The organism is Paracoccus sp. Ld10, assembly GCF_045064235.1.
Lineage (GTDB): Bacteria > Pseudomonadota > Alphaproteobacteria > Rhodobacterales > Rhodobacteraceae > Paracoccus.
Genome location: NZ_JBISHD010000027.1, coordinates 99,053 through 112,525, shown reverse-complemented (window position 1 = coordinate 112,525; position 13,473 = coordinate 99,053). Strand labels below are relative to the sequence as shown.

Sequence of the window (13,473 nt, the reverse complement as noted above, 5' to 3'; positions counted from 1 at the left end):
TGCATCCCCCCGGCGTGGCCGTTAATTCCCACCGCAAGTTGCACCCGTAGCTCAGCTGGATAGAGCACCAGACTACGAATCTGGGGGTCGGGCGTTCGAATCGCTCCGGGTGCACCATTCCAATTTTTGTGAACACCAAGAAAAACGTCGTTTGCGTCACGGCTTTGCCTTTTAGGTGGCCCAACATCTCCGCCCGCGCCTTCCTGTTCCGCCAGTGGCGAAGCCATCGCTGCTTTTCGCTTTGGATGACCTTATGTCATCCGAAGGGCAAAGCAGGGTGGGCGCAGCCCGACCTGCGGCCGGGCGGTGATCTGACACACGGGGCCGGAGCGGTGAAATTGGGAGGGACCCGCGCGCGTGCGCGTGGGAGGAACCGGATTTCTCCGTGGAGGCTGACGCGCAGCGGCACCAGAGCCCGTGTTCGGATCGCCGGCCGGATGGCAGGCGGAAAAATGAAATGAAAGATCGCCAGCCGTGCCAGAGCTAAGCGGAGGCGCGGCTGTCTTCTGGATCAGCGATCGCGGTGCCCGCGATCACCATATCTCTGAAAAGCAGCCTCTCGACTGCCCGGCAGCATCGACGCGAAGAGCCCTAACCTGCCTGTCGTGCGGTCTGCAACGAATACAGGCGCAGCAGGAGCTGACGACCCAAAGCGGCCATCTATCGCCTCTTCGAGATGCAGCAGCGCAGCCTGTCATTGCAGGCATCGGTGCCTCGCGCAGCATTTTCTCGGCTAATAAGGTCAGGCTGCGGACTAAGTGAACTTTTGCCGCGGTCGCTCGAATGACCGCTTTTCAGGTCCGCAAGAAATGTCCGGGTTTCAGCATCGGTTCTTTGTTGAACGCGAACCCGTGACGACACCTCCGCCATTCGAACCGTGAGCCTATGCGCTTTGTCGTCCACCGGGCAGGATCAATGGCCATTCCAACCGTTCCATGCCCGACGAACGTGAAATGTCGCAACACACTACCGACTTCTCGCCTCGCGTGCATACTGTCTTGGGGAATAACCCGTCTCACGTTTGAATGCCGTCGCGAAGGCGCTTTCCGAACTGTAACTAATTTCCGAAGCGATTGTCACCATGACCGCGTCGGGCGCCAGGAGCCGATCCATGGCAAGCAACATGCGCCAGCGTGTCAGATAGCCAAACGGCGTTTGCCCAGTTACCCTCCGAAACCGTTCGGCGGATGTTGTGCGCGACACTCCGGCCACGGCGGCCAGACCGCCGAGCGTCCAGGATCGCGCCGGCTCGGCATGGATGGCGGTGATCGCACGCGAAGTATGGAGGTCTGTCAGCGCGGCAAGCCAACCGGTGCGGCCGCGGTGTTCCTGAGCAAGAGAAATACGAAACGCCTGCATGAGGATGAGATGGGACAAATGAGCGATGGTCAACGCGCTGCCCTGTTGGGGCACTCTCAATTCCTGTGAGATACGATTGAGCGACCAAGCCAATACCTCTCCCTCTTCGCCGCCCCTGACGACGAGAACAGGTGGCAAAGACGGCAGAAGCATCTCGGCGGCTGGTCCGGAGAGCAGGAAACGGCTTCCTGCCATGAAAAACTCCCCGCCGCCACCAACGCTCACTGTGCCGCCATGCGCAATTGGCGCATAAACTTCATGGGCGTCGGCTCCGCGACGAACGGGACGCGCCGAGAGGATAAACGGCAATCCGTGCGGTAGAATCGCACAATCCCCAGCTTGCAGGCGCACATGCTCGCTGCCGTCCACTGAGAGCCAACATCCACCTTTGACGATCGCATTGCATTTCAAACCGAAATGGCGCTCGAACTGGATGGACCAATCACCGGCCGCATCAAACCCCGCAGCGACGCAATTGTGTGGATGGAGCAACGCGACGATGTTGGACAATGTATCCATGGAGATCCGGACGGTCGCGACAAAGACCCGTACGCACGAGCATAGAAAATCCGCCTGACATCCGCAAATAGTCGAGTGTGCAATTGACAGGTGAAAATCCATGATCTTGATCACCACTCCCACCGGCGATATCGGTGCCCGCGTTCTATCGAGTGTTCTAAAAGCCGGAGAACAGGTTCGCGTCATTTTGCGCGATGCCTCGGCGCTCGATGCGGACACTCGCAACCGGGTCGATATCGTATAAGGCTCCCACGCCGACGGTGGCGCGATCGCGTGGGCGCTCGATGGCGTATCGGCAGCTTTCTGGCTGCCGCCTGGATCGCCAATGGCAGCAAATCCTCATGTCGCCTATGTCGACTTCTCGAGGTCGTTTTGCAACGCGCTACCTGGTTCGTCAGTCAGCCATGTCGTTGGCGTTTCGGCCCTTGGTCGAGGATGGCCCAAGCCTTCGGGTCACGTCGCCGCGAGCGTCGCCGTGGACGATATGATCGCCGTGACCGGCGTCGCCTATCGAGCCCTCGCCTGTGCCTCGCTGATGGACAATATCGCGCGCCAAGTTGATCCAATACGCAATCAGGGTGCATTTTATCAGCCAACCCCGGCTGAACTGAAACTACCTCATGTCGCGAAGGCCGACGTCGCCGCTCTCGCCAGTCAGCTGGTGATCCGACACGACTGGGATGGCGTCGAGGAACTTGCGCTTTGCGGGCCGGAGGATCTGAGCTTTGAAGAGATGGCGATGATCATGTCCGACGTGCTCGGACGCAAGATCTCTTTTCAAGAGATGTCGCTTGAAGATTTCGGCGGCATGATGCGTGCAATGGGCGCGACGGAGGGCATGGCGCATGGCTATGTCGATATGATGAAGGCCAAGAATGAGGGGATGGACAATGCGGCGTGCTCAGCGGATCGCTCCGCCACGCCAACGACGTTCCGGACCTGGTGCGAGGCGGAGCTACGATCCATCGTCCTTGCGATATAATGCAGTGCAAAAGCGTTTGGAAAAACCTTTACCAAGGTTGCCATATATTCCGAATACTGCGGCGAAGCCGACATTCCTCGCTACGGAAAAATAGGAAGATTGGGCTCGCAGGCGACATGCTGTGGGACATCGGGCCAGTCCAGCGGCATGGCCAGAGCTTAGGCTCCAGACTCATTGATTTCAGACGGTTGGCCTGATTCATGCTCTGCAAGGCGACCTGATCAATGAGCAACCTGTTCTGACTGACGGAAGCAAAGATGGCGCGCCTTCGCGCGTTCTTTCCCAAGAGCCATGGCCGGCCATGTGTCGATGATCTGCGTGTCCTGAGCGGCATTATCTTTATCAACTGCAATGGTTTATGATGGTGCGATGCACCAAGGGAATACGGACCGGCCAAGACCCTCTACAATCGCTGAAAGCGTTGGAGCGACAACGGGGTCTTCACCCGGATCATGGTGGGCCTGGGCGCCGAAGGCACGGACCCGAAGACGATCATGATCCACGCAACCTATTTGAAAGGGCACTGCACGGCTTGCAGCCTGCGTGCAAAAAAGGGGGGCGCGGTCGCGTGACCTGCCACGGGATTTTTCCTCCATCTGCGACTAGGGCCCGTCCCAAGGAAGGGACGGACGATGAAGCGAATGATGAGAAGCGATGAGCAGATCATCGGGATCCTGCAGGAGCACGTTCGACGTATACGTCGGCGGCGCGAAGTGCGCTGATCTGTGCCGCAAGCATGGAATGTCGGAAGGCACGTTCTATGCCTGGAAGGCAAGGTATTCCGGGATGACAGTGTCCGAGGCCAAGCGGTTGAGGGCGCTGGAATGAGACGCATGGCGCCGAATGAGAACGCCAAGCTGAAGAAGTTGCTGGCTGAGCAGATGCTCGATATGGCGGCGATGAAGGAACTGCTATCAAAAAATGGTAGCGCCCGCCGCGAAGCGCGAGGCTGTCGCGCATCTGAAAGCCCTGTTTGGGCTGTCGGAACGGCGGGCGTGCCAGATTGCTGGGGCAGACCGGAAGATGGTGCGCTACCAGTCGCGACGCGCACCGGACACGGCGCTGCGGGGCCGGTTGCGAGATCTGGCCAACGAGCGGCGCCGCTTTAGGTATCGGCGGATTTTTGTGCTACTGCGGCGCGAGGAGGAAATGTCTGGCACCAACCGCATCTATCGGCTCTACCGCGAGGAAGGGTTAACCGTCCGCAAACGCAAAGCGCGCCGTAAGGCGCTCGGCACGAGGGCCCCGATCTGGTTGAGGCGCTGAGATCTGCTGCTGGTTTCGTGGACACGAAGATAGGATCGTGACCAAGGAACTGGAGCGTGGATATGACGAGACGAAAGTTCAGCCGTGAGTTCAAGACAGAGGCTGTGAGGTTGGCAACCGATCGGGGCGTAGCGGTGTCGCAGGCGGCCCGCGATTTCGATCTGTCCGAGAGTGTGGCTCGTGCCGCTGGATGAGGGAGCTGAGTGCAGCCCCGGCTGCTGCCTTTTGCGGGAGCGGGCAGATGTGTGCCGATCTGGTCGATATCGCAGCCCTGGAGAAAGAGGTCGTCCAGGTCCGGGCGGAGCGTGATATCCTCAAGAAGGGTGAGAGCATTGTCCGCCATTGGTGCAAGGACAATGGTCGAACGCTTTTTTCGCGCGCGAGGCGACATGAGGTTCGCCTTCATTGCCAGGCGCCGGCACATTCGGCCAGTCAGTTCGCTCTGCGAGGCGCTGGAGGTTTCGCGCTGCGGCTTTCACGCCTGGCAGGGCCGCCCGACCAGCACGCGCGAGATCCATGAGCCCAAGCTGGTCATGGCGATCGAGTCGAGCTTCAAAGCCAGTGATCGAACCTATGGCGCGCGGCGCGTGTGGCACGATGTTCTAGAAGAAGGACTGGCCTGCGGCTTGCACAGGACCCTGCGACTGATGCGCTGCAACGCCTTCAAGGCTCGGCCTCGGCGCAGAGGCAAGCCCAGGGACGATGGTGAGCTCTCAATCATTGCCGACATCGAGCCGGTGAACGCCACCGGTTCGACAGAACCGGCGAGGCTGGACCGGGATTTCCAAGGCAGATCGGCCAAACCAGAGGTGGCTGGCCGATTTCACATACATCTGGACTGCCGAGGGCTGGCTGTATGTCGCGCCTCGCCATGGTCACTCGGACCGTCGCCCATCGGGCTTGAACCGATGGCGCCACGATGGGCAACCGCCCCCACGGCTCGATTCTGGACCTGCTTTTCCGCCGCGCGACAGGTCTGGTCCATGAAGGCAGATCGCAATGCGCCACGGATCACGGATGCCCTAATGATGGCGGTCTGGCGCCGAGAGAAGGCTGCCGCTCTCCTTCATCACTCCGACCAGGGATCCCAAGGCGGGCTTGACCGGTCGTCGCAACATGGTCAGTTTCAGCGTTCTTGAGCAGCGCGTCCAGTGCCTCTGCCGGGGGTCTCCAGCCGAGGGTTTCACGCGGACGCCCGTTGAGCGCAGCAGCAACAGCTTCGAGGTCATCAGGACCGTGCAAGCTGAGATCGGTGCCCTTTGGAAAGTATTGGCGCAGCAGGCCATTGGTGTTTTCATTTGTGCCGCGCTGCCATGGGCTGTGAGGATCGCAGAAGTGGACCGGCAGATCAGCGGCGACGGTCAGTTCAGCATGACGGGCCATCTCAGCCCCCTGATCCCAGGACAGCGAGCGCCGAAGATGGCGCGGCAGATGTACGATGCTCCGCACGATGGCGTCCCGCACGGCCTCTGCACCGTGACCCGCTTCACGCGTGGTCCGTCACCATGCCCGGGCATCCGTGGAAGGTGCGAGCCGACAGCGTGAAGCGCGTCTGCCGCTCGACCAGCGTGCCGATGGCAGAGCGGTTGAGGCCGATGATGAGGTCGCCTTCCCAATGGCCGGGGACGGCACGATCCGGAGCTTCGGCGGGGCGCTCGCTGTTCATGATTTCGGATGTCACGAAGGATTTTCCTCGGCCGGCAGTCCGGGCACGGGGCACACGCAACGCTCGACCAGTGCGCAAACACGCCGTCAGCTCACGGCGCAGAGCGCCACGCCCCTGAATGTAGAGCGCCTGGTAGATGGCCTCGTGACTGATCCGCATGGTCTCGTCCCCGGGACAGTCGATGCGCAACCGACCGGCAATCTGCTCGGGACTCCTGGCTTTGGCCCACCGACGCGATTGCCGCCGTCCATGTCGCCGGCCTTTCCAGGCTGTAGGCGGGCCAACAACGACCGAGCCACCCGGGTGCGAGATATGGCTATAGAGCCTGTCCCGCACATACTGCCGCAAAGCCGCGTTCGTCTCCAGCTTTGCGGCCTTTGGCCGCTCGGCCGAGCGCCCGGCATGCCACTGGGCCGTGGTCGCACGATACTCAAACCCACCGGAGCGTGTGGCGGCATTGCGACGGATATCCCGCGAGATAGTCGACGCCGCGCGGCCAAGACGGCGTGCAATCTCACGCAAGCCGACATTCTGCACCAAGAGCAGAGCGATCTCTTCACGCTCTTCCAGGCACAGGTAGCGCCGGGACGGTGCCGCCGCGGATGGTGCCAGATGTGAAGGGGGCATGCCGCCAGCCTCTCGAAACCACCGTATTCCGACCGGCTGCGAGATGCCGGTCCGGGCGGCAGCGTCCTCGCTGGAGAGACCCAAGGCAATCAGGGACCAGAAGCGGCGCCGCTCCGACTGCCTTGCCACTCCCGGCCGCCCTGGTGAGCGCAATTTGCGCCTGGTCGACTGTTTGGATTTTCGTTTGCCTGTCGTCATCGCAACCTCCATCAGCAGAGTGTTGCGACGACCGGTTAAGCCCGCCTTGGGATCCCTGGTCGGAGTGATGAAGGAGAGCGTCAGCCTTTCCTCGGCGCCGGACCGCCATTATCAGAGCATCCGTGATCCGTGGCGCATTGCGATCTGCCTTCATGGACCGGACCTGTCGCGCGGCAGGAAAACAGGTCCGGAATCGAGCCATGGGAACGGTTGCCCATCGTGGCGCCATCGGTTCAGGCCCGATGGGCGACGGTCCGAGAGACCATGGCGAGGTCGGCGATGGAAAGCTTCTTCTCAACGCTGAAAACTGAACGCACCGCCCGCAAAGTGTATCGCACCCGAAATGAAGCGCGCGGCGGCGCCTTCGACGACATCGAACGCTTCTACAATCCGCGGCGGCGCCACTCGAAACCGGGCCACCTCAGCCCAATGGAGTTCGAGGCGCGCGCTATGCTCGCGCAACCTGCCGTCCACAAAACCGGCAGCAGATCAGAAGGGCAGGTTCTGATGAAGCTTATGTTAGACGTTCAGGACGAATCGGCCTTTTGTGAAATGGCCAAGGCCGACGGGCTTTATTCTGGCAAGATTGACAAGGCTGGCGGGTATGAGTTTGACAATGCCAAAGAGCCGTCCAAGAACGCGATTAAGGTGTCGAACCGCGCATTCCGGGAGTGACCGTTATGGCCTCTTCACGTCGATGCGTGTGCGCCGCCTTGGCGTTAGCTATGTAGGACCAAGCTGCCTTGAACAATAGCGGCGTATTGGACGCGATCTGCAGATGTCTGCTGTAGATAGATGTCAGGTCTCTGATCTGTCGATGCAGGATCCGCTACGCTGGCAGGCAATGGGGCTGGTGGAAGCTCTCGGCTTACCGCAAAGGTGCATTGGCGCTGGTTTTCGTGCACAATGTTATTTGGGATCACTTCCACGAAGGGGCCGCGATTGCGGCCAGCAGGACGTAGATGTCCTATTCTATGGTGAATCGATTATTAGCGCAGCATATGATGCCAAAATCGAAGCAGTTCTCTGTGACCACGACCCTAATCTTCAGTGTTCGGTCAAAAAAAATGAAGCTGGGATGCATCACCGCAATAGGAACGCGCGTCACCTGTCGGTAGAAGACGCCATGCGTTTCCGGCCTGAAACGGCCATAGCTTTCGCCGCGGCACGTTACGGTAGCCAGGGCATTTTCATTGCGCCATTTGGCCTAAACGACCTTGAGAGGCCAACCCGAAGGCCCACGTCCACTGCCCCGCATAAGGTTGCGGCGTATCATGCACGCTTCAAGAGCAAAAACGGGTGAGCCCGCTGGCCAAAGGTTCGGGTGGTAGGTGACAGAAATCAAGTTTAATGTCCGTCTAAAAAATGGGCAGATTGCGGACTTTCGCCGCGGCTCTGAACCCAATTGACTAATTTAAAAAGTGGAATCTTGGGGTCGCGTCTGGATTGTTTGATGTGCAGACGCAGCAAACACTTAGTGAGAAACCGTTTTTAGGCTTCTTCGTCATTATGCTTAAAGCGAGTTTAAGGGGATGGCGCATCAACTGCCACACCCTTCAGGTACCGACTGGACTATTCACTGATTGTCAAACGGCATAGCAGGGTGTTGTCCTGCTTCAGGCTTTTGCCCCAAACCAGCTCTGCGCTGTCGTCCCATGTGACTTCGTCATAGCCGTCCTTCGGGCTGACGTCGGCGGCGGAATGGACGATTGCGGCAGGCCAATCGCTGTCATCAAAATCGGGTGCGGTCCAGTCAGCCGGAATGTCAGTGGCAACAAATCCGCAAGCCCCTTCCCCTGCGACAGGGTTCGCCTCTTCGGCGCAAGACGGCTCTACCGGTGCGAACTGCACGACAAGGCATTTCATATCCGCATCGGTCACGGCGAGCGTTTTGCCAGACACCGCGTCCTTGAACTGGGCAATCATGCCACCGTCGCCCATTTGCTGGCGATCTGTGCCGATATATTCCAGACCGCTGTCGTTTTCCTTGAAATCCTTTGCCTCAATCGCGATCACTGCTGGCAGCTCGACCGAAAAGGTCGCGGTTTCTTTGTTGAAAGACCGCTCAGTCGTAATCGACACGGAGTCCTCAAGGACCACCTCGCCACTGGCGGACATGGTGAACCAGTTATCAACCCAAACGTCGGCGGTGATGTCGCGGGTTTCGGCCTGAGCGGCGCAGGCTGTCAGGGCTGCTACTGTCGCAAAGATAAAACGCATATCGTGTCCAATCGTGTCGAAGGTATCGTGATTTAGTTCAGGAAAGTGATGGAGTCGCCGGCAAGGACATGACCCTTCAGCGCGGCCATAACGTCGGTCCAACCAATGCCGATGTCATCTTGTTCCGGCAGATCAGCCAGCGGCGCATCAAGAGCATAGACCCAGATCGTGTATTCATGAGTGCCTGCACCGGCTGGTGAACAGGGCGGTGTATAGCCGGTCGCGCGAATATCTTTATCGCTGCCCTCTATCCCCAGGGATTCAGGATTGCCCCGCGCCACGCCGTCGGCCTCGGCGGGAATGTTCCAGACCAGCCAATAGTGGCTCGGCTCGTTTACACCCGGATAGGTGCCATTGGGGTAATGGTGCATGACGATGGCATAGGCTTGGGTGTCAGCAGGCGCATTTTTCCATGACAGCGGAGGCGACACACCGTCCCCGCCGCTGCGCGTGCAGCGCAGATCGTCGGGCAAGGCAGCGCCGTCCACCAGTGCTGAACTTGTCACGGTGAACTTCGGCCCCTCTGCATGAGCGGCGGGTGCTTCACCCGGCTTTGGCGGCGTCGTTTGCTGCGCAGTGGCGGGCAATGCGGTCGTGCAGCACAGCAGGGCGATGGCTAATGCGGAAAAACGGGTCATTCGCGGCACAGCTCCTGCTCGAATAACTCCCCGCCGTTTGTCACGGTGCGGGTCTCGAAATTGTAGCAATTCTCGGTCTCGGACGGAGCGTATTTGATGTAATAGTCGCCGCCCTCATAGCTATATGTCATGGTCCGCGTGCCGTCGTCATCCTGCACGAACACCAGGTCATCGACTCCGCCGCGCGGTGGCTGACCTGCCTCTGGCCCCGGTCCGCCCTCTGCGGCACCCAGAGGACGCACACGTGGCAGGGCGTCGATGTCAGGCACTTCGCCCATTAGACATTGGATGATGTAAGGCGCACCTTCGGACGTGTGATAGCGATAGCCAAAGACATCGTCGGCTTGCCCGTTACACACATCCAGAACACCTTCGGCAATGGCGGTGCCGTCGGGATTGGTATCTGCGTAGATCGGAAAGCCATCAAAGGCCCAGCCGATGATCGCATCGGAGCCCTTGTTCGCCATCTGGTCAATCATGCAGGTCGGGGCGGCATGATAGTGATAGTCATCACCACGCCCCGCATGGCCGCCGCAGGCATCAAGCTGACCAGTCGCGACGGTATCCAGATTGGCCTGATAGGTCGCCAGATCCGCTTGCGACATCTCTCCGCCAGCGGTGTAGTCATAGATCGGCACGCCGTTCACTGCGACACCAAGGGCGGCATCACGGGTATGTGGTTCTGTCCCGCTCACGGGTGCCAATGCGACGGGTGAGGCATAATTCACCGCAGGCACTGGAACTTGTTCATTAGTGCCGATGATACCCGTCATCATTTCGTGGTCAGGATATGTATCGCCCGCGATCAGGGCCTGATTATCGATGCAGGTCACTGTGACCACATCGTCAAACCCCGCCTCTGCGACTGATTCAGTCACCGCCTTACAATGAAAAGAATCGTCATGGGCGTGCCCTGTGGTGGCATACAAGCAGGCCAGCACGGCTAAGCCAGGCGGAATGAGCAGATGTCGCATGTGGACGCCTTTCATAGGATTTGTGACGGTGTCGATGCTTATATGATGCATCTGAGCTGTTCCGTCGTTTCACGATGATGAAATTTGCCGCGGAATGGTGGGGTCGAACGTTTGTGCCGTGCGAAGGATTCATTATTTGCAGGTTGGCATAGGCCCGCAATGTGAAAGAAAATTGGTGGTTATTGCGCCGGATTGACTGCACCATAAAGTAAGCGTTGTGCTCGGACAGCAGCTATTGTCGGGATATCCACCAATCGTTACCTTGGCTGTATTGTCCAAGGTCGTCGTGCCTTGATTTTGGGGCTGCAATGACGGGCCACGCTGCGCCATTTCAAGGTGGTGGCAAAGGCCGGTCAGGACCGTGAGCGGGCGGCACCAGCGCCAGCTCCGAAGCTCTGCGACGGCCGGAACGGACCGAGGCGGCACGTCGGCAACTTCCGCTTCCCCCTCAACGCGCATCTTGCATCGATCGTCTCGCTTGCTGCGCAATAGGGGAAAATAACGGGCGCACGCCTAAACATTTGAAATGCAAAAGCTTTCCCACCAGTAATTCGGCAATCTCGGCGGGGTCCTCGCTCTCGCTAAGCTAGATTCCTTGCGAATCGCGGTATATGTCAGCCTCAAACGGGTGTCGGGGTACGATCTGCTGGCAGTGCTGAATGGCTTGGCGCACTCGATCGAGGTGAAGACCCGTCAGTTCCTCGAACGGCGGAGCGGAATTCCACGCTGGCCGATCGACATGCCTACGAAAGGTGACGCTGACGTTTTCCTCTTTGTTGAGCTTGATCTGCGAACACTTTCGCCGACGTTCTACCTGTTAACGAACGAACAGGCACGCGCCACTCACCGCCTCTCGAAGAGGCTCGGGAACTGCTATCCGTCGCATGTCTGCAAGACGGCCGCGGCAGATGACTTCTTGCCACTTCTCGACGCAGGTGCGCCTCATGCGCTGTCGTAGATATCAGCCACGCCCAACGGACTTAGCGCAGCCTCGAACGCCTTGACCTACCGAACATTGCTGCACGCAAGTGCAGATGACTGGTTTGGGGAAGCTGCGACGCAGCGAGGTCTGTCTTCGCGGAGGACCGCTTTGGGCTGATGCTGTTGAAAAACTCGTCGGAGATTTGCTGCTCGGAGGGACGGCGCAGTGGCCGTCGGGGAATTTCCTGCCTGTTTGAGGCGCGCGCGTTTTGGCGTTTTCAGCCAACCACCGTTGCTTGTAGAAATCGCGCACCTCCTCGTGCAGATCGCTCAGATCCAGAAAGCGGTCGATACCTCGAAGAAGATGGTCGGACGGAATATGCGTCTCGAGATCGAACTCATAGAAAAGCCGGGCGTGAACCTTTTGCCTTCCAAGCATCGCAAACCTCAAGATCCCTGTAGAATAAAGGAACCAGAAGCCTTAGCGCCGCTTAAGCCCGGAGTTTTTCAACAGCATCAGCCGGAAGCGTCAGGAGGCACGATGGCAGCCAGCCCAGTGGCCACGCTCGCTCGCTTAACATAGCATAGCCATCTGCTGACTTGGTGCCAAAGGTCAGGTTAGGTCGGAAACGCTTGGCATTTGGGTTGGAATTGTTTGGCATGGCTTACTGATAAGACTGAGGATATTTGCCGGTAAGAGCTGGTTCCTCGGTAATCCTCCCGTTCTCTAGTTGGTTTAATCGAATCTTCGAGAGCCGGCTTGCAAATTACGTTGCCGTGCTATTCTCGAAGGCTAGGATCGCAACCGACGAACGCACGGAGGTTCTGGCCAGATATTTTCCCAGAATGCGGGTTGCCGATTGCAGCGTGAGGCCGATGACGGCATATATCTGGGGGACGCTGTCGCGAGCCTCGGCCAGCAGCGTGGCCGCCGTGCTGCGCAGATAGTTGAACCGCAGATCTTCTGATTTCTTGGCCTTGGGCAAATGCGCATAGTCAGCAGGGCTCATACCGCATGCGATGAGGTGGGCTGACCATTGCTTGCCCATTTATTTGGCATTGCTCACGGTGAACCGCCGACGCCCATCAGATCGGGATAGAATGAACGGCCCCACGCGATCCATGCTATCCAGCATTCAGCGCAAAGCCTGCGATGCAAAGATGGTGACGCGGACCTTGGTCTTACCATGCTTTGAGTCAGGATGCATCGATTTCTGTTTCGCGGCGTGATTCACGGCCCGGAAACTGAGCGGTGACGTAAGCGACGTTTTCTGGCTGACTGACGCGCAGTTGGCACGCATGGCCCCCATTCCTCAAAGTCGCACGGCCAAGCCACGCGTTGATGACAGGCGTGCAGCTGCCGCCTATGGGCCTTACAAGACGCTTTACAGCCGTTGGCGGCGTTGAAGCGGGAGGGGCATTTCTGCTTAAATGATAGTCGGACGTATTGGCGAACACGGTGAAGAGAAGACTGTGATGATAGACGCGACATGCCTGAAGGCACATCTTACAGCGACCAGTATGGTCGCTGTAAAGAGAGGCGTGGTCGCGTAATCGGCCGCACCAAAGGCGGCATACACACCAAGCTAAATGCCATTTGCGACAGCCATTGACGACCGCTCGACCTGTTCGTCACCGCCCGGGTCAGGTGAGCGATGATATTTGCGCACGGGCGCTGCTCAGCGGCTTGCCAAACGTCAAATGGCTGCTTGGCGATCGCGGTTATGTTGCTGACCGGTTAGGAGGCGTGTTGCAAGATACGGGGATACGCGCCTGCATCCCGGGTCGGGTGCAACGCAAGACGTCGGTAGGATACGACAAGCGGCGCAGTCGCATCGAGATCATGCTCGGCAGGCTCAAGGATTGGAGGCGCGTCGCAACGCAGTACGACAGATGTCCGAAGATCTTCCTCTCGGCCATCGCCCTCGCAGCAACCATCATCTATTGGTTATCAACCCTGGCTCTGGTTCGGAAAAGACATACTGGCTTGGAACGGGCTGGAGCGAAACGAATGACGACTAAGTTCTATTTGAATGCTGATAACGGTGGTGTGGAAACCGACCAGATTGGTTAGCCTTCTCGTAATACTGCCGTGAGAGTGAC

Annotated in this window: 10 protein-coding genes, 1 tRNA gene and 7 pseudogenes; 11 read left to right on the top strand and 7 right to left on the bottom strand. The window is 58.8% G+C overall.

The annotated features are described in order from the left end of the window. Positions 1-40 precede the first annotated feature (40 nt). Positions 41-117, top strand: a tRNA-Arg gene (locus tag ACJJVR_RS08790). Positions 118-966: 849 nt separating this feature from the next. Here the strand turns inward: ACJJVR_RS08790 and ACJJVR_RS08785 are convergent. Beyond that, entirely contained in the window at positions 967-1,992 is a 1,026-nt protein-coding gene (locus ACJJVR_RS08785) for an AraC family transcriptional regulator (protein ID WP_405403855.1), read from the bottom strand. Here ACJJVR_RS08785 and ACJJVR_RS08780 point away from each other — a divergent pair. From ACJJVR_RS08780 to ACJJVR_RS08760, 5 genes and pseudogenes are all read left to right on the top strand, one after another. Beyond that, entirely contained in the window at positions 1,979-2,122 is a 144-nt protein-coding gene (locus ACJJVR_RS08780) for a hypothetical protein (protein ID WP_405403854.1), read from the top strand. The genes ACJJVR_RS08785 and ACJJVR_RS08780 overlap by 14 nt on opposite strands. A gap of 81 nt (positions 2,123-2,203) precedes the next feature. Continuing rightward, complete coding sequence (locus ACJJVR_RS08775; protein ID WP_405403853.1) at positions 2,204-2,860, top strand: NmrA family transcriptional regulator; 657 nt, start codon at positions 2,204-2,206, stop codon at positions 2,858-2,860. Positions 2,861-3,117: 257 nt separating this feature from the next. After that, positions 3,118-3,420, top strand: a pseudogene (locus ACJJVR_RS08770) (transposase); the annotation flags it as partial. A 72-nt stretch (positions 3,421-3,492) separates the two neighbouring features. Continuing rightward, a pseudogene (locus ACJJVR_RS08765) lies at positions 3,493-4,111 on the top strand (transposase); the annotation flags it as partial. A 71-nt stretch (positions 4,112-4,182) separates the two neighbouring features. Then, positions 4,183-5,217: pseudogene (locus tag ACJJVR_RS08760) on the top strand (IS3 family transposase); the annotation flags it as partial. Positions 5,218-5,230: 13 nt separating this feature from the next. Here the strand turns inward: ACJJVR_RS08760 and ACJJVR_RS08755 are convergent. Both ACJJVR_RS08755 and ACJJVR_RS08750 read right to left on the bottom strand, forming a co-directional pair. Continuing rightward, a pseudogene (locus tag ACJJVR_RS08755) lies at positions 5,231-6,617 on the bottom strand (IS30 family transposase); the annotation flags it as partial. Positions 6,618-6,663: 46 nt separating this feature from the next. Further along, a pseudogene (locus ACJJVR_RS08750) lies at positions 6,664-6,814 on the bottom strand (IS3 family transposase); the annotation flags it as partial. Between the two features lie 76 nt (positions 6,815-6,890). On the opposite strand from ACJJVR_RS08750, the pseudogene ACJJVR_RS08745 reads away from it, so the two are divergent. Further along, positions 6,891-7,076 (top strand): annotated as a pseudogene (locus ACJJVR_RS08745) (IS3 family transposase); the annotation flags it as partial. Between the two features lie 319 nt (positions 7,077-7,395). Further along, positions 7,396-7,920, top strand: coding sequence for a nucleotidyltransferase family protein (locus ACJJVR_RS08740; RefSeq protein WP_405403852.1), 525 nt, complete (start codon positions 7,396-7,398; stop codon positions 7,918-7,920). A gap of 269 nt (positions 7,921-8,189) precedes the next feature. Here the strand turns inward: ACJJVR_RS08740 and ACJJVR_RS08735 are convergent, their stop codons facing one another. Genes ACJJVR_RS08735 through ACJJVR_RS08725 form a run of 3 tightly spaced genes read right to left on the bottom strand, consistent with a single transcriptional unit; the run spans position 8,190 to position 10,449 of the window. Then, positions 8,190-8,837: a PEBP family protein gene (locus tag ACJJVR_RS08735; protein WP_405403850.1), complete on the bottom strand. Its 648-nt coding sequence runs from the start codon at positions 8,835-8,837 to the stop codon at positions 8,190-8,192. Between the two features lie 32 nt (positions 8,838-8,869). Beyond that, the gene (locus tag ACJJVR_RS08730; protein ID WP_405403848.1) at positions 8,870-9,475 is read right to left on the bottom strand and encodes a YbhB/YbcL family Raf kinase inhibitor-like protein; all 606 of its coding nucleotides are present in this window, start codon (positions 9,473-9,475) and stop codon (positions 8,870-8,872) included. Further along, positions 9,472-10,449, bottom strand: a complete 978-nt coding sequence (locus tag ACJJVR_RS08725) for a YHYH protein (protein WP_405403846.1) — start codon at positions 10,447-10,449, stop codon at positions 9,472-9,474. Before ACJJVR_RS08725 ends, ACJJVR_RS08730 begins: the two co-directional genes overlap by 4 nt. Before the next feature lie 595 nt (positions 10,450-11,044). Here ACJJVR_RS08725 and ACJJVR_RS08720 point away from each other — a divergent pair. Further along, positions 11,045-11,407 carry a hypothetical protein gene (locus ACJJVR_RS08720; protein ID WP_405403845.1) on the top strand — a complete coding sequence of 121 codons (363 nt, stop codon included), beginning with the start codon at positions 11,045-11,047 and terminating at the stop codon, positions 11,405-11,407. Positions 11,408-11,596: 189 nt separating this feature from the next. Beyond that, positions 11,597-11,953 carry a hypothetical protein gene (locus tag ACJJVR_RS08715; protein WP_405403843.1) on the top strand — a complete coding sequence of 119 codons (357 nt, stop codon included), beginning with the start codon at positions 11,597-11,599 and terminating at the stop codon, positions 11,951-11,953. A 184-nt stretch (positions 11,954-12,137) separates the two neighbouring features. Here the strand turns inward: ACJJVR_RS08715 and ACJJVR_RS08710 are convergent, their stop codons facing one another. Further along, a complete protein-coding gene (locus tag ACJJVR_RS08710; RefSeq protein ID WP_405403841.1) occupies positions 12,138-12,419 on the bottom strand; it encodes a hypothetical protein in 282 nt (93 codons plus the stop codon). Between the two features lie 250 nt (positions 12,420-12,669). Between ACJJVR_RS08710 and ACJJVR_RS08705 the strand changes: the two are divergent. Continuing rightward, a pseudogene (locus ACJJVR_RS08705) lies at positions 12,670-13,321 on the top strand (IS5 family transposase); the annotation flags it as partial. Between the last annotated feature and the right edge of the window lie 152 nt (positions 13,322-13,473).

Excerpts from the sequence above, each read along its gene's own strand:
- ACJJVR_RS08780 (WP_405403854.1), top strand. The coding sequence starts at position 1,979 with ATGATCTTGATCACCACTCCCACCGGCGATATCGGTGCCCGCGTTCTA.
- ACJJVR_RS08775 (WP_405403853.1), top strand. The coding sequence starts at position 2,204 with ATGGCAGCAAATCCTCATGTCGCCTATGTCGACTTCTCGAGGTCGTTT.
- ACJJVR_RS08740 (WP_405403852.1), top strand. The coding sequence starts at position 7,396 with ATGTCTGCTGTAGATAGATGTCAGGTCTCTGATCTGTCGATGCAGGAT.
- ACJJVR_RS08735 (WP_405403850.1), bottom strand. The coding sequence starts at position 8,837 with ATGCGTTTTATCTTTGCGACAGTAGCAGCCCTGACAGCCTGCGCCGCT.
- ACJJVR_RS08730 (WP_405403848.1), bottom strand. The coding sequence starts at position 9,475 with ATGACCCGTTTTTCCGCATTAGCCATCGCCCTGCTGTGCTGCACGACC.
- ACJJVR_RS08725 (WP_405403846.1), bottom strand. The coding sequence starts at position 10,449 with ATGCGACATCTGCTCATTCCGCCTGGCTTAGCCGTGCTGGCCTGCTTG.
- ACJJVR_RS08710 (WP_405403841.1), bottom strand. The coding sequence starts at position 12,419 with ATGGGCAAGCAATGGTCAGCCCACCTCATCGCATGCGGTATGAGCCCT.